17 protein-coding genes and 2 pseudogenes are annotated in these 22468 nt (G+C 48.3%); 9 read left to right on the forward strand and 10 right to left on the reverse strand.

Translation table 11 applies throughout. The features are described from left to right. Positions 1-508 precede the first annotated feature (508 nt). Positions 509-2278, reverse strand: a complete 1770-nt coding sequence (locus tag EBC_RS00905) for an EAL domain-containing protein (protein WP_013199931.1) — start codon at positions 2276-2278, stop codon at positions 509-511. A 520-nt stretch (positions 2279-2798) separates the two neighbouring features. Between EBC_RS00905 and EBC_RS00910 the strand changes: the two genes are divergently transcribed. Then, a complete protein-coding gene (locus EBC_RS00910; RefSeq protein ID WP_322874456.1) occupies positions 2799-3035 on the forward strand; it encodes a helix-turn-helix domain-containing protein in 237 nt (78 codons plus the stop codon). Positions 3036-3490: 455 nt separating this feature from the next. Here the strand turns inward: EBC_RS00910 and EBC_RS00915 are convergent, their stop codons facing one another. Continuing rightward, a complete protein-coding gene (locus EBC_RS00915) occupies positions 3491-4261 on the reverse strand; it encodes a (S)-acetoin forming diacetyl reductase (RefSeq protein ID WP_041691820.1) in 771 nt (256 codons plus the stop codon). 507 nt (positions 4262-4768) lie between these two features. Here EBC_RS00915 and EBC_RS25650 point away from each other — a divergent pair. Together EBC_RS25650 and EBC_RS25655 are read left to right on the forward strand one after the other, a co-directional pair. Continuing rightward, complete coding sequence (locus EBC_RS25650; protein WP_157867990.1) at positions 4769-5671, forward strand: PAS domain-containing protein; 903 nt, start codon at positions 4769-4771, stop codon at positions 5669-5671. A gap of 129 nt (positions 5672-5800) precedes the next feature. Next, positions 5801-6079 (forward strand): methyl-accepting chemotaxis protein, encoded by a 279-nt coding sequence (locus EBC_RS25655; RefSeq protein WP_157867993.1) that lies wholly within the window; start codon positions 5801-5803, stop codon positions 6077-6079. A 1014-nt stretch (positions 6080-7093) separates the two neighbouring features. Here EBC_RS25655 and EBC_RS00925 read toward each other — a convergent pair. The 5 genes and pseudogenes from EBC_RS00925 to EBC_RS00950 all read right to left on the reverse strand — a co-directional run bounded on the left by EBC_RS00925 (position 7094) and on the right by EBC_RS00950 (position 13270). Continuing rightward, positions 7094-7873 carry a spermidine synthase gene (locus EBC_RS00925; protein ID WP_013199938.1) on the reverse strand — a complete coding sequence of 260 codons (780 nt, stop codon included), beginning with the start codon at positions 7871-7873 and terminating at the stop codon, positions 7094-7096. 851 nt (positions 7874-8724) lie between these two features. Then, entirely contained in the window at positions 8725-9024 is a 300-nt protein-coding gene (locus tag EBC_RS00935; protein WP_013199940.1) for an XRE family transcriptional regulator, read from the reverse strand. After that, positions 9021-9379: pseudogene (locus tag EBC_RS00940) on the reverse strand (type II toxin-antitoxin system RelE/ParE family toxin). The gene EBC_RS00935 and the pseudogene EBC_RS00940 overlap by 4 nt, the downstream one beginning before the upstream one ends. 851 nt (positions 9380-10230) lie before the next feature. After that, on the reverse strand, positions 10231-11862 hold the full coding sequence (locus tag EBC_RS00945; protein WP_013199943.1) for a putative bifunctional diguanylate cyclase/phosphodiesterase: 1632 nt from the start codon (positions 11860-11862) through the stop codon (positions 10231-10233). Positions 11863-12325: 463 nt separating this feature from the next. Further along, positions 12326-13270, reverse strand: a complete 945-nt coding sequence (locus EBC_RS00950; RefSeq protein ID WP_013199944.1) for an AraC-like ligand-binding domain-containing protein — start codon at positions 13268-13270, stop codon at positions 12326-12328. A 152-nt stretch (positions 13271-13422) separates the two neighbouring features. On the opposite strand from EBC_RS00950, the gene EBC_RS00955 reads away from it, so the two are divergent. From EBC_RS00955 to EBC_RS00965, 3 genes are read left to right on the forward strand one after another with little or no spacing between them, the layout of a single operon-like run. Continuing rightward, the gene (locus tag EBC_RS00955) at positions 13423-14421 is read left to right on the forward strand and encodes a carbon-nitrogen hydrolase family protein (RefSeq protein ID WP_049789580.1); all 999 of its coding nucleotides are present in this window, start codon (positions 13423-13425) and stop codon (positions 14419-14421) included. A 2-nt stretch (positions 14422-14423) separates the two neighbouring features. Further along, the gene (locus tag EBC_RS00960; RefSeq protein ID WP_013199946.1) at positions 14424-15473 is read left to right on the forward strand and encodes a phenylacetaldoxime dehydratase family protein; all 1050 of its coding nucleotides are present in this window, start codon (positions 14424-14426) and stop codon (positions 15471-15473) included. Continuing rightward, on the forward strand, positions 15470-16345 hold the full coding sequence (locus EBC_RS00965) for a transporter (protein WP_013199947.1): 876 nt from the start codon (positions 15470-15472) through the stop codon (positions 16343-16345). Before EBC_RS00960 ends, EBC_RS00965 begins: the two co-directional genes overlap by 4 nt. A gap of 111 nt (positions 16346-16456) precedes the next feature. Here the strand turns inward: EBC_RS00965 and EBC_RS00970 are convergent, their stop codons facing one another. Next, complete coding sequence (locus EBC_RS00970; protein ID WP_013199948.1) at positions 16457-17617, reverse strand: IS30 family transposase; 1161 nt, start codon at positions 17615-17617, stop codon at positions 16457-16459. A 159-nt stretch (positions 17618-17776) separates the two neighbouring features. Between EBC_RS00970 and EBC_RS00975 the strand changes: the two genes are divergently transcribed. The 3 genes and pseudogenes from EBC_RS00975 to EBC_RS24905 all read left to right on the forward strand — a co-directional run bounded on the left by EBC_RS00975 (position 17777) and on the right by EBC_RS24905 (position 19516). Continuing rightward, on the forward strand, positions 17777-18235 hold the full coding sequence (locus EBC_RS00975; protein WP_013199949.1) for a GNAT family N-acetyltransferase: 459 nt from the start codon (positions 17777-17779) through the stop codon (positions 18233-18235). Positions 18236-18333: 98 nt separating this feature from the next. Next, positions 18334-18706: pseudogene (locus EBC_RS00980) on the forward strand (VOC family protein). Between the two features lie 273 nt (positions 18707-18979). Next, on the forward strand, positions 18980-19516 hold the full coding sequence (locus tag EBC_RS24905) for a P-loop NTPase family protein (RefSeq protein ID WP_013199951.1): 537 nt from the start codon (positions 18980-18982) through the stop codon (positions 19514-19516). A 165-nt stretch (positions 19517-19681) separates the two neighbouring features. Here the strand turns inward: EBC_RS24905 and fhuB are convergent, their stop codons facing one another. Beyond that, the gene (gene fhuB, locus EBC_RS00985; protein ID WP_013199952.1) at positions 19682-21616 is read right to left on the reverse strand and encodes a Fe(3+)-hydroxamate ABC transporter permease FhuB; all 1935 of its coding nucleotides are present in this window, start codon (positions 21614-21616) and stop codon (positions 19682-19684) included. A gap of 1 nt (position 21617) precedes the next feature. After that, positions 21618-22454 carry an ABC transporter substrate-binding protein gene (locus EBC_RS00990; RefSeq protein ID WP_157867991.1) on the reverse strand — a complete coding sequence of 279 codons (837 nt, stop codon included), beginning with the start codon at positions 22452-22454 and terminating at the stop codon, positions 21618-21620. Between the last annotated feature and the right edge of the window lie 14 nt (positions 22455-22468).

Below are 22468 nucleotides of genomic sequence, written 5' to 3' on the forward strand. Positions count from 1 at the left end.
CACGAGGAATGTAAGCCTTCCACACCTGTATTCGGGACGCAAAATATTTTTCCTGTGTGGCGTTAAAAACACATATATTTTGAAATTCCTAATCAAATCAAAAGAGGGTCTGTGTCAGGACGGGCCTCAACCCGATTTTTTATCTGCCAGTACAAGCGGAAAAGTGTAACGGACATCATTATCGGTTTTGTCACGACCTTTTCTGTCTCTCATTAAGTGAAGAGTAACAATACAAAGTGGCATTTTCTCAGCAGGCTGGCGCTGAAGTTAACTGGTCTCACAGAAAAGTTGATTACCTCCTCAGGCTCCTTACTATTTCCTGCACTCAATCCGTTGTGATTGGTGTGAAATGTCTTTTCGTACAAGGTGCACACCAGAGTTGTGGTCAGATACGTTTGTTACGTCAGAAGATGTAGAGTCTGTTTAGTCGTGAGAATCGTTTATTGTGTTTACATGCTTCTGCAATTTAAGCAGAGTCTCAGACAGCAGATGAAGACGTGAGCCGTCTCTACCTGCATTGGTTACAGTTATCGCGTAATTTCCAGTACAGCCAGCTCTGCACGGCTGCTGCCGGCAGAGAACGGGCATAAAAAAAGCCGTTCACTGCATCACTTCCATCTGTATCTTCATCCAAAGAAGTGATGACCCGATAGTCCTGACTCTCCAGCATTCTGATAATGCCACGGACCATAATACGTGAAGCAGCATCAGCCGAAAGCGACGCTTTGAGTTCATGTGTGAGGCTCACGACCGCTGGCGGGGGGCGTAAAAGATAAGTCTGATTACCGGAGGTCATGCTCAGGTCATCCAACGTAGTAACGAACCCGTACTGCCTGAGTCTGCTGATACCCTCTAATGCTGCGGGACTGCCCGGGATCGCATCAGGCGTGAGGCATTCAATCTGAAGCAAGGCTGGTGAAAGGCGGGCTTTTTTCATTCTGCGCTTTAAATCTTTTGCAAATCCACTCCGGGCAATATCCTCGTCAGAAACGAATACTGAAACAGGCAGAGTGATACAGGTATTGTGCCATTGTTTCAGCTGTGTAATTACCTGATTCAGGGTCCAGTCTGTCAGCTGTGAAAGGGCAGCGGAAGAGATGCCAATTTCACCAAGCTTACCGGGGCCCAGACACCCGAACCGGGGGTTGTCCCATTCCACGTGAGCTTCAAGCCCAACGGGTAATCCTTTTTCCATACATAATCTGGGCTGGTATAAGAGCGTCAGCCCCCGCCCCGAACGCATTACGGCGATAAGTTCATCCGACTCAGATACAAACCGGGGCAAATCTTCCGTAAGCGGGAGATCAAAACGAGCGGCAGGAATTCCCCGGATAGTTGCGTCTGTCAGGGCTGATAAAGCCTGAGCAACGACCTCACGCGCAGAGCCCGCGCCGGGGTTAAAATGGGTCTCGCCCGTTACCGGCGACAATTCCAACGAAATATTGTCCCCGAGATGCGCGCTGATGCCGTGCAGGAGAGTCGATATACGCCCTGCACTCAGCCGGCCCTCATCCTGCGCAAGCAGTGCAAAACGTCCTGCAGAGAAGGAATAAAGTTTTTCCCCGGGACCGGGTCTGAGCCTCAGGGGAATAAGCGTGGCGATATCCTGAAGCAACCCTTCAACTGCAGGAGCCCCGAGGGAACGCACCAGCTCACGGGCACGCGACATATCCAGACAGTCGATAAGCACCAGACGCCGGGTAGGTTTTCTTTCATCTGCTGCAGCTACCTGTAAATCACGTACCAGCTGCTGCCTGTCAGGCAGCCCTGTCACCGCATCAGTGAGCCCCGCGGAATACCAGGCCCTCAGAAAGGACATAACCATGGTGGACAGGAGAGTTAAGCTATGTATCTGCCCGGCAGAGAAGGCGTGGGGGCGTGTGTCAGTTACACAAAGTGTTCCCGGAACAAAACCATCTATATCCCTGAGCGGTACTCCAGCATAAAAGCGTATGTATGGTGCACCGGTTGTCAGCGGATGTGAGATAAAACGGGGGTCAAGTAAAGTGTCCTGTACCACCATGGGTTCATCACTATCGACGACGTGCCGGCAAAAGGCATTTTCGCGTGTTGAGACCTTGAGGCTGAAATTCAGGGAAGCCATAACGGTCTGTTGCTCATCATCTACCACAGAGACAAAGCTACCTGGGATGCCTAGTTTTTGAGCAGTCAGCCTGACAAACTGCGTCAGAATTTCATCCCGGCTTTCGTCAGGGGCTTTCAGCAGATTAAGCAGGTTGAAACGGTGCTCTTGACTGGCACCTGCATCATATGACATTACGCTCTCCGGCCGGCTGTGAAGTGCCGGGAATTAAAACAATATATATAGTTAAAATAAGCAAAGAAAGTAATCACTTCAAAAGGTGAAATTTATCAATCGTTAATAAAGAACAATCGTATTTTACATAATTTCCTTTTCGGTAAGCAGACCTTTTCTTAATGAAATCTTTACCTTAGGAGCACTGGTGCGTGGGGGATTATTTTTAATTGTATAGCAGCTATACGCATAATAAAAGGAATGTTTGTGCTGTCGAATGATTTCTGTTAGTGATGATTAATTATAAAAAATAACCATTGCACATTTAAACGCTCAGCTGAGCAAGGGAGGAAGTTAAAATCCTGATGGCGTGAATAATACTACCGTCTCAAATTTTAACAAACTGGTTACCTGTTGTGATGGATGCCTCAAAGTCACTGCAGGTGGTTCAATTATTCTAAAATAGGGATTATAATGAAGCCGAAACGCAAATTAATAGTTTCATGTCTCTGATGCAGGAGGATTTCTGGAAAAAAATTTTTTGTTAATACCCGTGGTTGTAAAGGACAATGTTCGTGAGCTTCGTATCGCTGCAGGGCTTACGCAAGCACAGGCTGCTGAGATTTTTGGTTTCAGCCTGCGTATCTGGCAAACCAAAGAGATAACAGGGGCTGAGGCAAGCCTTCTGCGCCAGAAAGAGTACGAATTTCTACTTCTGCTGGCGGGGAGACATCCTCATTTTACATTATCTGCTCGCAGCCAGACGAAAGGTCATTGAGGCGCAGGTTTAAAATTTTTTTAATATCATCTTTATACGGGCCTTTGGGCCCCGGCTTCCTTTTGTAATCATAAAGTAACAACAAACTTTATTCCCAATCCCGCTTCCTACACAAACTGCATATTGAGCCTTGAAAGCAATGCGGTGAATTTTAATCTTTTAGCAAAATATTATCACGCGCTGATGATTTGATTAAGAGGGAATGAGGGGTAATAAGTTCAAGGGAATTGTCTATGTTATGGATGACATAGAACCTTTCTAACTTCATCTTTAATTGCCAAGGTTATTGCAGATTGCCAGAATTGAGGCAGGCATTCCTCAACAGGAATCTATTATACCCGAGTGAAAATCAAGCAGAAGATTAAATTGGGGATGAAAGAACATACGAGCTGAAGCCTGAGTCACACGTAATATTAACTTACTCATGCCGAAGTATGAGTAAGTTAATGGATGGATCAGTTGAAGACCATACCACCGTCGATCAGTAGTGACTGACCGGTCATATAATCGGAGTCTGGCCCCGCCAGAAATGAGACGCATGCTGCCACATCTTCAGGTTCTGATAACCTCCCTAGGGTGATACGTTTCGAAAACTCTTGCGTGCCAAAGCCTGCAGCTTTACCCGCTGTTTGGGAAATTTGTTTGTCGATTGATTCCCACATGGGGGTTTTAACAATACCCGGACAAAAAGCATTTACCGTTATGCCTTTGGAAGCAAGGTCCTTTGCCGCAGTTTGTGTAAGCCCCCGAACGGCGAACTTGCTGGAGCTATATACGGCCAGTTCAGGATTGCCAACATGCCCTGCCTGAGAGCAGGCATTAATGATTTTTCCTCCGTGCTTTTCCGCGCAAAAGGCATTAATAGCCGCCTGCATCCCCCAAATAACGCCCTTAACGTTTACGTTGTAAACCTTATCAAAAATTTCCTCCGTGATATCGGTAATCGGTGTTGAAGGCGCAATGCCTGCGTTATTGACGATGACATTCAGATCCCCCAGGATATGGCGTGCTTCTTCAACGGCACTGAAAACCTTATCGCGTTGGGTCACATCAACCTGCAGCGCGACAGCCTTTCCTCCCGAATGGATAATTTTATCCGCGATCTGCCGCGCTGTTTCAATGTTATAGTCCGCAATGGCTACCGCAAAACCATCCTTTGCCAGACGTAAAGCAATGGCAGCGCCGATGCCTTGACCGGCTCCCGTTACAAATGCAACTTTGTTCATCATAATGGCATCCTTAACAAGTGAATCAGAAAATCTGTCTCAGGTATTACTGTTTCATCCGCTGATGGTTATCTTTTTTATCCGGGCAGGGCAGCGCCCACATCACGATCGGTGCCCGCATTACGTTACGAAACGTTTGTTCGTGTTGTACCGAACTGTGTATCAGGAATAGGTTAGCGCCACACGCTTCGCCATAAGCCAAGAATCAACCCACACAGCCCCTTGGCACCGGGAACGTGCGTATTTTCCCGTCACGGCTCTGCCTTCTCACAATTCAACACTTAAGTCCTGTTAATAATATGTTGGGTCTTTTGGCAGGTAAGTTCCAATAGTTAAAGCTGCTAACTTTGAGACGTATTTGATCTGGGACTTAACTATCCATGTAATTTTTCGCCAGGAACCTTACACTGCACTTTTCCTGTGCCATAAGATTTGTGACAGGGTGGGGGTTTGCCGATTATAAGCCTCGAAAAGCCTGGGGCTGATACATGCAACTGGGGGGCAGGTGTGGCAGGGATTTTGGATCAGGGTTGCACCGGGAGTATATCCCCAAAGATCTTTGCATATGCAGGTATAAAAGATGCAGGCCGCGTGCCGATAACATTCTGCGCAACTTTGCCATTATTATTTTTTGCCGGGAAAAATATGTTTCGTAAATTATTAAAAAAACGACCTGAAGCCGAAAGACCATTGGATCCGCTCACGCCGGCTGTTACCTGTGAAACGTTACCAGAAGTTGAAAGTGACATTGACGGCATGCTGCTTTCCGTTCCAGAACTTATGCGCGAAGGAGTATGGGTTATGGAGGGACCTGATTTCTCCGGCAACAGCATTATTAAGCTGTCGCCCAGAGCCCGGAATCTGCTTGGGATGGCCCTGGGTACTCCTCACGACCAGTCTTCTCTGACGTCTCTCATGAGTAATGAAGATAAAGAGGCCTTCCGGCTATACATCCGCCGAGTTGTCAGCAATATCAGTGATGAAGGGCATACTTTATTATGCCGGCTCAACACCGGTGGCCATAAGAGTGAGTGGTTCAGCATCAGAGCTAAGCATGATTCACGCGGCAATACGCCTAATGTCACCGGTACTCTGGAAAAAATCGACGATCAGGTTGAGCAGGCCCATCGTTTTGACATTGTGTCCACGCGTTTTGACCTGTCCCGTGAAATGCTCAACGATGGACTCTGGGATCTCGATATACTAAACGGCGACCCCATGAATCCACGTAATGTATTCTGGTGGTCTCCTCAGTTCAGAAAACTGCTGGGGTTTGAGACGGTGGAAGAGTTTCCTGACGTGATGGAAAGCTGGTCTTCCAGACTGCACCCGGAGGATAAACAGAATGCACTCGACTCCTTTGTAAAACATCTGCTGGACCGAAGCGGTCAAACGGGATTTGATATTTAATACCGGCTGAAACTTCGAACCGGAGAATACCGGTGGTTCCAGGCTCGCGGGCAGACCAAGCGTAGTCCAGATGGAACTCCGCTGCGGGCGGTGGGTGCGCTAATCGATATTCAGAACCGCAAAGACCGAATGATTCATCAGCGGAATGAGGTACAACGCAGGGAGCAGACAACCAGAACGGCTGATGAGATTGCAGAACTGGTAGCTGAAAATGGAGATATTGCTGCCCAGATCAAAATAATTTCCCTGAATGCAAGTATTGAGGCTGCAAGAGCGGGTGTACACGGGAGGGGCTTTTCTGTTATAGCCAGTGCGATAAGGGTATTAGCAGAAAGAACGGCGGATATCACTGGTCAAATATCCCGTTTGCAGATGCGTATCAGAAACTCATCCGGCGATAGCGATTAGCATGGGATTGAGGAATAAACCCTGTTTTCTGAGAAATCATATGCCAGTGAGCCTTAACGGTATCATCAGGACCTGTCTTTAAGCTGATATTGGGACAGTTGTTTCCTCCGGGATGCAGTAACTCCTGTCCCCAATATTCAGACAGACTTAGTGCCCAAGACGTGAGTGGTTAGCAAACCGTTAAATTCTTTACCATTCGGGAATGTCGTACCTCATCGTTCACCCAGTGATTGCCAGTCAAGTAGTCGCTCTTACAAATTATTAATAGAGTAGTGAATTGAACGATGCACAGGTTTTGAAGCAGCACTGGACTATTAATCTCTTCATGAAGATGGACCGCGTGCACGTCACCAAATTACTTTTTGACGTGCAATGTATGTCGTGAGATTTTTAGACATACCCGCATGACTTGATTTTGCCATTATTACGTACTACTTTTAAAGAGGGCTGTTTTATTCCAAAAATAGAAAGGATTTAGTTAATAAATGAAATTAAATTTAACAGATTCTGAGTTATCTGATCTTAAGGGTAAGCATTTTGCCTCCACAACCAATGCATCTAAAAAATCTGTAACACAAGTCATCGAAATAATAAATCGTGATGGTCAACTTATGGTAATTCATGAACACTCAGGAAAAAGGAAAAAAACTCCATTTTCAGTGTTCATACTCAGATTCCCTTATAAGGTCAACTCTTAACGTACGTTATTCAGGGGCGCTGCCACGCACTTATTCACTATCTTATTTTGTAATATAACTATCGTACATTACGGTATTGAATATGAACAAGCAGACTCAGAGCGTAGTGTAAAGAATGACCATCTCATAAAAACCAAATGTCAGTGGATGCCGTCGACGAGGGTATGGCTTAAGGCATTTCAGTTGCTGATTTTAAAATTTTTTCGGCCCGTGATGTCTTTGCAAGGCTATCAATGTGATTGCCCCCGTGACATATTTTAAATACTTGATTTATTTAACAAAAAACCTGATCGTCCACGGCCGATGAATTTCAAGCTCAGGGGAAGGGGGCGATGTTTTTTGACAAAAAATACAGATCCATTCCCAGTTTATCCAGTAACCGCTCAGCCTGAATCCTTCGTTCAGCAATGGGGAAATCACTCTTTATTTTTGCCGCAAATATAATAACATTTCCACTGGGCACTCGACAGAAAAGCACTTCTCCAAAAATTTTAATGAGAGAACGATGTAGTGGACTTTCTCTTCTTGGGATTTCGTGATAATTTATTACAAGCCAGCCGTTATAATTCATTCTTTCCCTGCAGGTTATCAGGAAGCTTTCCGTCTCCTGAAATGGATCCATGTAAAAAGCAGAATAAAGATCCGAGAAAATCACATCGTAATGCTTTATACTTTTTTTCAGGTGCCTTTTCGCATCTTCGATGTGATAAGATATATTTTCTGAAACGGGTAAAGAGAAACACTTACGTGCTACTGAAAGTACATCTTTTCTTAGTTCCACGACATCTATCTCTATTTCCTTATCAAGGAAATTTAATGTCCTCACGAGCGCTCCACCTCCAAGCCCCAAAACTAAGACATTATCCGTGATCGTGAAAGCTACGGCCATTAACATGGATTTAATGTAATTATGCACTGGCAATTTAACATTACTTTTAAGCATTTTGCTTTGCTCATTTATCCCTTCAAAACGAAGGACCCTGTAATCATCATAATCAGCAACGATGATGTCTCCATATTCATCCGTCACCTTCAAAACTATAATCTCCGTGGGGCGGAGAGATGAGCCTTTAAAAAAATCGCCAAGCAATGCCATTTACTGTTCTCAATCATGAAACATTATGAAAAAACATTATAACAATATTGGTTTATTCTGACACTGAACTTTTGTTCCAAAACCTTACCTGCAACTCAATAATCTGATCTGACCCCTTATTTCTTGTGGGGGGTGGCAACGCTTAAATATAGATGTCGTGGGTTTAGGCAATCAGAGTCGATTCCATAAAGTTAAAAAGTCCGAAAAGATATTAAATGGCTGTTTCCGTTACGCTTATAAGTAATGGATCACTGCGGAGGAAGAAAGTGACTGGGACGGACTGACCCTTTTAATCCGATCCCTGAAAGAGTGAACCCGATGTTGCGGGTAACGGTCAGATTTCCTACGCTCAACGGCCTTTCGCATACAGCACGGTGAAAGTTGCCTGCGGACGTTATTTTTTGCTTTTAAAGTTAATTCCTTGAGGATACACACGGTGTGTTTCTGCCAGGGATGCGCGCATAAAAAACAGGCATCGGCCTTCTCTCTTAAAGACAACCTGGGCGCCCATTCTTGCCGGTCACATCAGCCACAAAGGTGAAACTGCATACCTACGCTCAGCAATTAGAAAATCAGTCCTGTCAGGCGGATATCCAGGTTTTTAGGCAATCAATCAATGAACGAGGATACCTGGATACCGAAACGACGGGAAAGGTTACGCATGTGATTGAGCGTAAGCTTGCGTTCACCTTTCATGGTCAAGCTGACCAGGGATTTTCCCCCGACCTCCTCTCTGAAATAACTCTGATTCAGATTGTGCTGATCCATGATGACCCGAAGTATTGCGACTGCTTTTGGCAATCATTCCAGCAATCTCTGCAGGCCGCTCATAGCGGGCTACAACGCTGTCGTTAAAGCGTAAAATCCACGTGCTCACCGCCGGGCATATTTACACCGATAGTAAGCTGGCCACCCAGCGCTTCAACATATCGCTTGAGCGTCGCAATTTTCAGGTCTTCACCGCGCCCCTCAATAGCCGCAACGGAAGGTTGTGCGATCCCCATGGCTTTTGCCTGCTGCTTTTGCGTTTTAGCCAGCGCCTCTCGAAGTTTATACAGCTGAGAATCAAGCCGCATTTCTGCAACTTTATTGTTCACCTGAGTCAGCTCCTCGGGTGTTAAATCAGCCATCAGATCATCAAGCGTCCTCATTTTCCACTCCGTTTAAGGTAGTCCAGGTGTCGGTGATACTCATTTTCAGCCGTTTTAATCATGGTTTTATAGAAGCGCTTTTCATCTGTACCTTCTTTGTTACCCGCGCACAGAACAATGGCTTTACGTAAAGGGTCGAACACAAAAAAACCTCTCACGGGCCGTCCATTGCTTTGAACTCTCAACTCTTTCATATTTGGGATCTTGGAGCCGTATAACGTATCAACGTGCGGGCGCCCGAGGTGGGGCCTTCCTGCTTCAATAAATTTAGTGCAGCAATAACGTCCAGCTGCATCGCCCTGTCCTGCTCTTTCAGCCATTCAGCGAATAAACCCGTGATTTCAACGGCCCACACACGCTCACCTTTATATATTGCAGTCTATAAACAGGGTATACACTATAGGCTATATTTACAATGCTTAATAAGCATCATTTAGAAATACTTCTCCCGTATTACTCCACAACAAAAACTTTTACAGGAACAGTGCTTTCTTATACTGGCTGTCTGTAAGATTTACAGCCAAACGGAACACCAAAATGGCATGCAGATGGTTCCTTCCGGATCCATTTAAGATGTGCGCAGCCTGTCACTGCTTTTTGCCGTTTCGTTGTGGTTCCGGCCCGCTTCTATCGGGGTAAAGCACTCGAATCATTTTTGGTAGAGCACCATGACTCTAAATTTTGAAGAGTATAGTGTCATTGTGATATGTGGCTTAAGAATTTTACCCAGGCTTATTTTCTCATTAAGATATTGTAAAATAACGATTTTTTATGGTCATTTCATGCTGAAATTCCCAGTGACTTCATGGGTTAAGGAGATATAAAACTCACCTTTAGTAATCTTCAGCAGGCCGTTTACCCGTTAAAAAGCAAAGCCTCAATCACACCCGGCCTGTGTTTTTATGATTATGTTTACTGCCGCTAATTACGAAAGTGTGACATACCACCCTCACTGCAGTACTTATCTCCGCGACTCATGTGTGATTGCCACGCACTTCCTTGGCTTGCCATTGATTGTTTGAAGCTGACTGAACCATACGGTGGCAGAATGTCACACTTTATGCTCAGAATGTTTAGCGATAACCCACAACCTGATGAAAAGGTGTAGTTATGATGACGGGAGTGTGTGGCTGTTTATAAAATCCAGATACTGAATCTACAGAGGGATGAATGAACATTCCCCCTGTACCGCACAACACTTATTACTCAACTGGACAGTGAAGGCAGATTGTCGCCTGAAAGAGGGATATGGCCCTTTAGGGTGGCGCCGAATTCCTGAAGAGCTTTACCCGTAAAAAGTCCGGATATCTCGTCTGCAGGGACAGGCATACCAAAAAGCCAGCCCTGCGCAAAGTCACAGCCGTGCGCCGACAACCAGCGTGCCGCCTCCATCTGTTCTATTCCCTCGGCCGTTATCTGCATCTCCAGACTTTTTCCCATGGCCAGGATCGCATCCACCATCTGGTTTTTCCTGGACGTTTTAAGGGCTATGAAGGAACGATCAATCTTAATCTTGTCAATCGACAGCTGTGTCAGGTGATAGAGGCCGGAGTAACCGGTGCCGAAGTCATCAAGCGACACGGTGACGCCCATGGCCCTGAATTTATCCAGGTTTATTCTGGCGCTGGCCATGTTCGCGATAAGCGTATCTTCGGTAATTTCAATCTCGAGCCGCGACAGCGGCAGGCCTTCTTCCCGGAGCAGGCGCTGGATGGTTTCCGGCAGCGTCAGGTCTTCTGCCATGGAAGCAGGGATATTTAATGCAAGAGTCATGTCCGTATAGCGATCGCGAAAGTGCCGGCATGCCTGGCGAAGTAGGGATTCCGTCATAGCAGGCATACAGCCGGTGCGGTCCACATCACTGATGAAATCGGCAGGCATCAGTAAGCCGCGCGCCGGATGATGCCAGCGAGCCAGAATCTCAAATCCTGATATCTTTCCGCTGTGAAGGCTGATGACAGGCTGGAACCAGGGGACAAACTCGTTGTTAAGCACGGCGCTGCGAATTTCCCGCTCAAACTGTTCTCTGCTACGTACAGCCTCCCCGAAAGAGAGATCATAGAAGCAAAAGGTGCCCCGCTCCGTGCTTTTCGTATGGTACATAGCAGTGTCAGCACAACGCAGCAGCGCGTCGGCCGTTTCGGCATCGTCCGGGAAAAGCGCGATCCCGATGCTGACTCCGGCTGAAAGAGGATGCGGCAGTGACATCAGCGGCTGTGAGAGTGAGGTACAGATGCGGGCCCCCAGCGCGGCCAGCTCATCACGTCCAATCACGCCCGAGATGAGCACCGCGAATTCATCGCCGCCGGTGCGCGCAACCGTAATATCCTTATTGCTGAATCGACGGAGCCTGCCTGCTATCTCGCAAAGAGCATCGTCGCCCCCCGCGTGACCATAGGTATCATTGATGGGCTTAAATCTGTCAAGATTGATAATCATGACAGCCGCAGTGGGACTTTCCCCTGTCAGCCAAAACGTCAGCTTTTCAATAAAAATGCGTCGGTTATAAAGTCCGGTCAGTTCATCGTGACGTGCAAGGCGAAATGCTTCCTGTCGCGCATCGAGAATTGCCTGGTAGCCCTGACTCAGCGAGACGACCAGGCGTCGGATGACCAGCCCGGGTATTGCCAGTGAGAGCGTGGCAAATGTGGTTGAGGTAATGATAAAACGCCAGCGTTCGGCGTCCTCGAAGCGACCATCATAGGGGATACCAAGTGCCGGAAGCACTCTCCCTTCAAGTTGAAACTCCCAGAGGGCCGCAAGGGACGCAACGCTTATGAGAGAGAGAAGCAGCAGCAGGCCCAGCCTGAACTGCAGTATGTGAGTGCGTTTTGTCACAGGTGACGCCTTATACGAAAGAGTGGTTATCTACGTTATCGGCGTAATGAAACAAAACCTGAACGGTCAGAACGTGGGTGCAGGTTTTCTCAGCACGGCTGATGGCCTCAGGTGGTTACAGGGATAAGAACAGATTCACCATACCCTGTTGAAGATTTTGAGCCCATCCGCACAAAAACATACGGTTAATGCGTTTTTGATAAAAGGAATATTTTGAGAGAGGTTTTTTAGGCCAGAAATATCTTGTATAGGGGGCTCTACGCCGGCCCCCTTAAGAGTGCATTTGTTTTTTCTAAAAATTCCATATATGCCATCGGTTCGATGAAAAAATTGATCCCTTATTTTAAACCGGGCTGATGCTATGTTGAGTGAAACATCACGTTAAGGAATTTTCAAAAGCCAGTTATCGCGACAGGCATCAGATTTATTTCCCCTATTGTAACTTGTCATATGGGCATCCCAGCTAAGTGTTGCCAGCCTGATGACGGTACTCCGTTGGTGAGTAGCTGAATTTTGCCCTGAATACACGAGAAAAATAAGCCATATCATTGAACCCATACTTCCATGCAATCTGGCTGATGGGTATATCTGAATACACGGGGGATTTCAAAGCCAGTGAAGCTTTATTCAGCCTCTGAGTAAGAACATAACGGCCAAAGGTGGTACCGTCACTTTTCAGGAGCATACTCAGATAACGCGGTGAAATACTGAACGATTCAGCAATTCTTGATACTGACAGCGTGGTATCCGAAAGCTGCTGTTCTATCATTATTTTAATCTGAAGCAACAGTCCTGCGGATGAACGGGGCGATCTTTTTGCTTTGCATTCATCTGAGACGATCACGGTAAGGAGCTCAAGGAGCTGCCTGTAAAGGACGCTGGTGTGATGTGATTGAATATCTTCCGGTTGCGCCATCAGGTTATTCAGAAGCACGTGAAGAAAAGGCGTCAGGGAATGTGTTTTGCCAAAGGAATACGCAACAAGGTGTTCTGTCTTTCCCAGTTCCTGTCTCAGATGCTCTATGGGTATCTGCACCACATGCTGGCGCGTTTCACCATGAAGGTGCAGTTCGTAGGGAAAGCGTGTGTCATAAAGCCCGAATTCACCCTGACCAAGACTGGCATGGTTCCCCGCCTGAATCACGGAGGTTTTACCCTGACTGATGAAACTCAGCAGCATAGCATTATCAGGATGATTATCAGCCCCTCTTCGACATCTTATGACGTCCTGAGCACTGCAGCTGACTTCTGAAACCCGCAGGTCACCCCAGTTTCCGCATCTGATAATGCCGTACCGATCGTCTCCGGAAAAAGTACTTTCCAGCGGAACAAACGTGCGGCTGATGGCATGACGCCAGTATTCACTCCGGTCATCATACAAAACATCAGCAGTGTTATAGGTGTTCATGTCAGCAACCTCCGCCCTGGTTGGACATATTATGCAATATTCAGACCAGTTCCTTTTCAGACAAGCATCCTTTCCGTCATGTCATAACACCGCGTCCGTAAGGGAGGATATATCTGTGTCTGCTGAGTTATTTTACCAGGAGACACAATATGATGAACAAACCGGTTACCGTTGCCTGCGTTCAGGCCGCCCCTGTTTTTATGAATCTTGAAGGAACCATAGACAAAACGATCGCCCTCATATCAGAAGCCGCACAGAAAGGCGCGGAGCTCATCGCTTTTCCTGAGACCTGGATACCCGGTTATCCGTGGTTCTTATGGCTTAACTCGCCCGCCATTAATATGCCCCTGGTTTATCAGTATCATCAGAACTCCCTCGTGCTGGACAGTGCTCAGGCGAAGCGAATTGCGGCTGCGGCGCAGCAGAATAATATCGTTGTGGTTCTGGGCTTCAGCGAGCGCGATCATGGCAGCCTCTATATCTCACAATGGCTGATTGGAAGCGACGGGGAGACCATTGGAATCCGGCGCAAGCTTAAGGCTACGCACGTGGAGCGTACGCTGTTCGGCGAAGGCGACGGTTCCTCCCTGACTACCTGGGAGACACCGTTGGGGAACGTTGGAGCCCTCTGCTGCTGGGAGCATCTGCAGCCACTGTCCCGTTATGCGATGTATTCCCAGCATGAGGAAATACATATCGCCGCCTGGCCCAGTTTCAGTCTTTACACCAGCGCAACGGCTGCGCTGGGGCCCGAGGTCAACACGGCTGCTTCTCGCCTGTATGCCGCAGAGGGACAATGCTTCGTGATAGCCCCGTGTGCCGTGGTTTCTGATGAGATGATTGATTTCCTTTGTCCAGATGATGACCGTAGGGCGTTACTCAGTGCCGGGGGGGGACATGCCCGTATTTACGGCCCGGACGGAAGAGAACTCGTCACACCTCTCGGGGAGAATGAGGAAGGACTGCTTATCGCTGAGCTCGACTCTGCTGCGATTACTTTTGCCAAACTTGCGGCTGACCCGATAGGCCACTATTCACGTCCTGACGTGACCCGCCTCCTTTTTAATCCTTCATCCAACAAGACTGTGATTAAACGGTATTCGCCTCCAGAGCTAATTGCCGAACAGGCTGGACAAGAAGAGGAGGAGTAGAAATGGAATCTGCCATACCTGAACACCTGCGTACCCTGCGCAAATGTCCCTCAGGCATGCCTGAAGAACATAAGCCGCCTTTTCCGGCCTGGACCGCACGATTTTCCCCCCTGACCGGCCGGATAGTCATGGCGTACTTCGGTATTCAGGCGAGGACCTGCCTGGATATTTCTGCTCTGGATGAAATCACTGATCGTTTTTCGTCAGCGGATGGGCCCGGCCACTGGGACATAGCGTCATGCAAAGACCAGGCGGGGTTTTATAACCTGATGGCCATCGCCTACTGGTCATCCGCAGAGCAGTTTGAGAGCTGGAAAGAGAACAGCCTGTTCAACATATGGTGGAATTCACCAGAAAGGGAGAACGGGGAGTATGGTTTATTTCTGGAAGTTGTCAGCCCGCAGCCTGAAAGCTTTGAAACCATATTTTCAGACAGGGGATCTCCGGAAGGCGCCGCCTGGCTGGCAGAAGGCATGAGCGGTGAAATGCGCGAGCATGGCTACTGGGGGAGTGCCCGCGACCGGCTGCCTGCAGCTCAGAACACCCCCCTACGGGGGACCGGTAAATCCCGCTCACGTACAGCAAGTGGAAAACGGATTGTGCTTTCAGGAAGTAACAACCTCTGCCTCATTCGCTCCGGGCAGGACTGGTCGACCACGCAACAGGAAGAAAGACAAAAATACCTCACGGAAATAGAGCCCGTGCTGCACCGGGGAATGGATTTTCTGAGAGACCAGGGCCACGCCATAGGCTGCCTGAGCTGCCGGTATATGCAGGTGTTAGATCCCTCATCACATGCTCTGACGGAGAAAACGTTTGGTCTGGCACACTTTGCCGATATGGCCGCCCTTGAACTCTGGGCAAAAAGCCATCCGACTCATGTGGCAATATTTGGCGGGTTCATGCGCTACGTGAAAGAGCTGAACTTTGATATAGCACTCCGTCTGTGGCATGAGATTGTCGTTGTACCTGAAAAATCACAGTACTTTGAATATGTTAACTGTCATCCAGGAACCGGCCTGTTACGGCAGGACAGTGGAGAATCATTATGAATAAGATTTTTTTACGTACCGGTATTTTTCTGGCAGCAGCATTAAGCCTGCCTGCTGATGCCCTTGAGTTTTCTCCCGGGGACTACGAAATGATGCCCGCGAATAAAACATTCGCGCTGGCCTATTTTCAATATGCTCACAGCGATGAATACTATTCTCAGGGCAATAAAGCAGCCGGTGATTACAGATTACGTTCTGAGGCCACACTGCTGCGCTTTATTCATGGATTTCGTCCTGCGGAAAACGTCAGTATTGAGCCACAGATTATCATTCCGTTTGCCAGGGCGGATGCGATGGGAGATGCCAGCCCACTCGGGAGAGCGTCAGGGATGGGCGATATCATAGTGGGTATGCCTTTCAAGTTCAGCATGGACAACGAAGGAGCTGACATTCTTTCACTGGCACCTTTTATTTATGCGCCTACCGGTGCCTACAACAATGAAAAAGCATTGAGTGTAGGTGAAAACCGCTGGCGTTATCTGATGCAGGGCGTCTGGATCCATCATTTTTCAGACGCCTGGGCATTCACTACAGGCGCTGATATATCCTGGACGACAGCAAATAACCGGTACGGTAATAATAACGCCCGGCTCAGTCAGAGTCCGCGTTACGAATACCAGGCTTATCTGAGTTATAACATTGCACCTGCCACGCAGTTTGGATTCGGCGGCGGATGGATAACCGGGGCTAAAAGTCGGATTGACGGTATTTCTCAATATGATCGGCTGGACAGCACGTATGTCCGTATCTCTGCGTCGCATTTCGTTACACCTGCCGTTCAGGTTCAGTTCTCAGGTGGTCGTGATATCTCTGTAGAGCAGGGATTCCGGCAGGATACAAATATCAGTCTGAGATTAGGTTACCTTTTCTGAAATTACTGGCCAGGGGCTTTCTCTGGCCAAAGATTTCCAATCTTTGTCGTTAGTTCTTTAAAAAGTCCCTGCATCAAACCGGGTAGCCAGTGGCCGGTACGACCTGTGAGTTCAACTAATGGATGCAACACACCGGTTAAATCGCTCTGCGGGTGACTCAAAGTCTAGTGTTTTTCTCGGCCTCTCGTTAAGTTGCCTGGCAACACTATTTAATCTTTGCTGGCTGTGAACTGAAAGGTCTGTCCCTTTTGGAAAATACTCTCTGAGCAATCTGTTCGTATTTTCATTTGAACCACGCTGCCAGGGGGATTGAGGATCACAAAAATAGACCTGTATATCAGTGGCTACGGTAAACATGATGTGGTTGGTCATTTCAGCACCCCGGTCCCAGGTTAATGTTTTATACAGTTCTGCAGGTAAACTTTGGGCTTGTCTGATAAGTGCTGATATTACTGTGGAGGTCTTGTTATCACTGATTTTTGCCAGCATAACAAAGCGGGAATGGCGTTCTACCAGTGTGACGATATAAGAGTTTTTCGAGCCCTGGATCAGGTCACCTTCCCAGTGACCCGGTATGGCTCTGTCTGCGGCTTCAGGTGGCCTTTCGCTGATGGGTATCGCGCCCGGGATTGACCCTAATCCTTTCCCTTTAAGCGATGTTGTTCTGGATTTACGCACTGTTCTTCCGCTTCTGAGGCACTGTTGTAGTTCTTTTTTTAATGCTCCCCGGGTTTGTATAAAAAGCGTTTTATAAATCGTTTCATGTGACACATGCATTTCCTGATTATCGGGATAACAGCGTTTCAACCAACCGGCGATTTGTTCTGGTGCCCAGCCCTGATGCATTTTTTCCGCAATGATTTTACACAATGCGGAGCATTCAATTAGCTTACAAGGTTTAGGTCTGAGGGTACTGTTCCACGCTTCCTTATCAGCTTTTGCTGCACGGTATTGATTTGCACCTCCGTGCCTCTGTATCTCGCGGCTAATAGTCGAGGGGGCTCTTGATAATTTATCAGCTATTTCCCTGATACTGCGTTTTGCTACCAGCCCTCTGGATATCTCCTCTCTTTCATCAAGCGAAAGAGATAACCGGTGCCGTTTTCGAGTTGGAGGACGGTACCCACCCGTTTGGTAAATCGTGGGCATAATAGAAGAGTGATATCTGTCGAACATTCTGGCGATTTCATGCAAAGAATCACCTTGCTTATACCTGTCCCAGATAATCGCTTTCTGTTCTGGCGTGTAGTAAATACGGGATCTTTGTTTCATGGTAACGCCCTCCTTGTTTAAGGATAGCGTTGCATCGACCAATTGAACTCACACCACAAAGCGGAAGTTGCACACGAACTCCCATGTTAGGTACTCAACGGCGTCATAGATTGAACAGCATGGTAGATTCAGTAGTTAACACCGAATCAAGGATATCGCATGCTCAACATTTCAGAAGCAGATATAAGTGATTCTGACCTGGCGTGGCTGTTAAGCGAGCTCGATGCCTTTCAGAGCGAACGGTATCCTGCAGAAAGTAATCACTGTCTGGATCTTTCAACAGTTACTGACGAGCGGCTCAGGTGCGTTATCGTACGTGAGGAAAATAGCTCACCAGCAGGTGATGGTGATTTGCTATTTACGGAAAATGGCTCAGTTGAGATTAAGCGGGCTTATATTCGTCCGGAATACCGGGGAAGGAAGCCTGGAGAGCAGATAGTCGGTGCAATCGAGACGATTGTTTCAGAAAATAATTCGAGCCTGTTGCGGCTTGAAACAGGAATTCACCAGCAACCGGCTGTTGCACTTGATCGTGGATGCGGTTACGAGATATGCGATGCATTCCCCCCTTATGCTGCAGATTCGTTGTGTGTTTTTATGTGTGAAGAGCTTCCTTAACTTCACGTCTTTATGGAGCTAAGGATGTTATTCGTGGTCGAAATTTTATGTTAAAAGTAATGACCGGCCAGCTGTGCCTGAAACCTGACGGAGCAGAAATGAGAACGCAAAAGCGATACATGGGATATGTGGCGATCGTGGTCTACGACTACGATTGCGCGATTGAGTACCTACTACACCGACAAACTGGGATTCAACCAGGTCGAGGACCCGCCGCAGCCGGGCAAGCGCTGGGTTGTGGTGACACCGAATTCCGGGCGCGACTGTAATCTTCTCCTGGCCCTGGCTTCAAACGATCGGCAGGAAGGCTTCATCGGCAACCAGTGCGGCGGGCGGTTATTCCTCTTCCTGCAGACCGACGACTTCTGGCGCGACTACAACGCAATGAAGGCGAAGGGCGTCCATTTTTGCTAGGAACCGTGAGAAGAGGAGTACGGAACAGTTGTTGTATTTGAGGACCTGTACGGCTAACGCAGAGACCTTTACCTGAACAAGCAAAATTAAAGCTGTCTTACGGCTAGGTCGTCACGACCTATCCGCCCCCAATATAGTGTCCGCCTTTCGCCCATGGCTGCCCCCGGCTCCTAACCTGTGGCAGCCTCGTGCCAGGAGCGGACGTTGCCAACTCCGCATAGTATTGACTACACATTAGCAGATTACCGGGGCTTGCCGGATAGCATGAGAGATCCACAGGTTGTTATATATTCATCTGAATTTATTACGGTTTATTTGAGAGGTCGGTGAATGAACATTTCTTTATCATTAGATGACCTTGGCCCACGCATTTGCATTATGGGGCCATCAAATAGCGGCAAATCCACACTGGCAAAATCAATAGCTTCTAAAACCTCGTTACCTTTAGTCCACCTTGATCAATTGCATCACCTGCCTGATACAAAATGGGTTCCCCGTGAACCAGAAGATTTTTATCGGTTACATGAAGAGGCAGTTCGTGAAGAAAGATGGGTAATAGATGGCAATTACACAAAATGCATACATCCCCGACTTGAACGTGCTACAGGTCTGATACTGCTTGATGTGCCAGTAGCGATAGCGTTGCAGCGCTATATACGCCGATGTTACTCGTCAAAACCCAGGATCGGTGGCCTCAATACCCGAAGGGAGAATGTGACATGGGAAATGCTTAAATACATTGTGCATATTGCGCCTAAAAACCACCTTCGCCACAGGAAACTTTTCGAACAGGCAACCATTCAAAAGCTGATGCTGACATTACCTCGTGATATTAATTCCTGCTTCCAAAGCTGGGATATTTCATAATATTTTCATATAATTAATAGGCTTTCGATAAGAGTCAATCATTCACCAGATTCTGTACCTTGCACAATTTAATTGGCTGGCTCGTTCAATGTGAAGAGGACGTCATCAAACCTGTCGGCTTCTCGCTCAAAGCCACGCAGGATGAGCGAGGCTACTGTGCTATTTTTACCTTTTCTCCACTCTCAGCAACAGCCATAAAAACCAAGGTGCTCCAATCAGGGCGGAAAGCAACCCTGCTGAAATTGGCCACGGCCAGGCAATATTGCGTCCCAGCCAGTCAGCAAAGATCATTAGTAATGCGCCAAATAATGCTGCGACCAGGCATTGTGAGCGAAACCGGTAAGCGCCGCTGAAGCGGGCAAGTTGCGGAGCAATGAGCCCGACAAAACTGAGTGGGCCAATCAGAAGTGTTCCGCCAGCCGTGAGCGCCGCCGCGAGGAGTAAAATCAGGATATTGCTGCGTCGAAGCCCAATCCCCAATCCCCGGGCCGTGTGATGTCCAAGGCTCAGTATTTGCACCCAGCGTTGTAAAAGTAAGGCCAGAGGGATCAGTAATAATGCCTGTCCCGCCCCCCACATCGCGCGGTCTGCTGTAATACCTGACGTTGAACCGGTACTCCAGTTTAGCAACATCATCGCACGCGGATCGCCACTCATCAGCAAAAGCATACTCAATGTCATGCTAAGGTTAGTCATACACAAACCGACCATTACCATGTACTGCGGCTGAAAGTGTGAACGCAACCCGAAGAGAAACAGCAGTAACGTAGCCAGCGCACTTCCTGCCAGTGCAGCAGGAAAAAGTTGCGCCAGGGTCTGGTTGAACAGGGTCACCATCAACACCACCATCAGCGAGGCCCCGCTACTGATACCGAGTAATTCTGGGCTGGCCAGTGGGTTGCCGCTTTGTCGCTGGATAAGGACGCCCGCCACGGCCAGCATCGCACCGGCACTGAGTGCGCCGACCATTCGCGGCCAACGCCATTCAATCAACGTCCAAAATGTGGCCCCGTCAGGAGCGTGATTAATCCACAAAGAGACAATGATGCTACCCACTAAGAGCAACAGCAATCCTGACACACGTGCAAGCGTCAATGGCCTTCCGGGTGATGCACTGAAAAGCGGCGGGTTTATCTGCGGATGATGTCGGCGGAACAACAAAAGCAGGATTAAAGGGACGCTCAGCAGCCCTGACAGCGCGCCAGTCGGCAAATCACCGCTAACCGGTGAAAGAAATTGTGCGAGTTGATCGATCAACGTCAGTAGTATTGCACCCAGTAGCGGAATCACTAATAGCTGATGGGTGAAGGTTCTCAGGTTTGTCAGCCGGATCAATGCTGGAGCAGCAAGCCCAATAAAACCCACAATCCCGACCTGGCTGGTGACCAACGCACTGAGAGCAACGGCTATGGCAAGGGCGGCGACCCTCACTTTTATCACCGACACACCCAACGCCCCGGCGCTTTGATCGGAGAGGCCGAGCAAAGTAAGTGGTCTTGCCAGCAATGCGCTGACTGCAATCAATACCCCAATCGGCAACAATAAAAAATGGATCGCCTGCCAGCCATTCTGGCTCAGTGACCCGGCTTGCCAGTTGTATAAATCACTAAGATAATCATGGTTGAACAACACCATCAGTGTAGTGATGGCGTTCCCGTACAGGCTGATCACCATTCCAGTCAGGATAACTTTAAGTGGATCGAGTCCCTGACGGGCTATCAGAAGATAGAGTATCAATGCAGTCAGTGCAGCGCCCGCCAGCGCCAGGTTGGGGAGTCCGATAAACATCAGGCTGGGGAACACAATAATACTGGCCGACATGGCCAGATTCGCGCCAGCCGCGATGCCAAGCGTCGCAGGTTCTGCCAGGGGATTACGCAAAACTTGCTGAAAGATCAAACCTGCCAGCGCCAGCGCCATCCCGGAGATTACGCTGGTAGTCAGACGCGGCAGAAAACTGTATTGCAACAGAATGCTGACCGTTGCAGGTGGATTGTTTAACCTGATTTGGCTCAGATTGCTGAGCAGCAGAAAGAGACAAAGCAGAGTCAGCAAAAGAATGAGAAGCCACGGAAAAACATATCGGGGTATTTTACGCATTTCAGTTGGACCCCTTGAGCGCCGCAGTGATGTGCTGCGCCAAATTGAGCGCGGTGGCTAAACCACCAAAAGGGAAGAAGTGCGCAAGTTCATGGGCCCGCCCACTGCTGACCAGTGGCAACTGTTGCCAGAGTCCTTCCGGCTGACGCCGCCGGGAAACGCGCGTCATAGTTGTAGGAAGTTCAGTATAAAACAGGCAGTCGGCCTGCAATGACATCAGCTTTTCGATGCCTACGTTGGCTGTTCCCATTGAACCAACAGGTAAACTCCAGGCATTGCGCAACCCCAGCAGTGAAAGAAGAGCATCCGGCAGGCTGTTGGCACCATAAACCGTGGCATATTTTCCATCCTGACTGCGCACGGCCACCAGAATGCGTTGCCCAGCGACGTGAGTGAGTTGCTGTTTACAGCGATCAATAGCCAGACTAAAGGTCTGAATGGTTTGATCTGCTTTCGAGGCAATACCCAGTAACTGCCCCAGATCACCTATAAAGTGCAGTAAAGCCGGCCAAAGTTGGCCTGAGGGAGGGTACACCGACACGATTTGCAGTGAGGCGATACGTTGCAGGTTATCGAGGATTGCGGGCGCCAGATTATCACTGAGGATCAGCTCAGGCTGCAGGGCGCTTATCTGTTCCATATTGGGTTCCCAGTAAGGGCCAATATCCTGAACCGCGTCCGGTAAAACCGGGGTAGCGATCCGACGCCGAAAATAGCCCGTGTCAGAAACCGCCAGAGGGATAATACCAAGTGAAAGAAGTGTTTCTGCCGCTAGCCAGTTAATAGCGATAATACGGTGAGCAGGAGTGGCGGCTGGCGCTGGCGCTGCATTGAGCAACGGCAGCGCCAGTA

It is taken from the genome of Erwinia billingiae Eb661 (genome assembly GCF_000196615.1).
In the GTDB taxonomy this organism is placed as follows: domain Bacteria; phylum Pseudomonadota; class Gammaproteobacteria; order Enterobacterales; family Enterobacteriaceae; genus Erwinia; species Erwinia billingiae.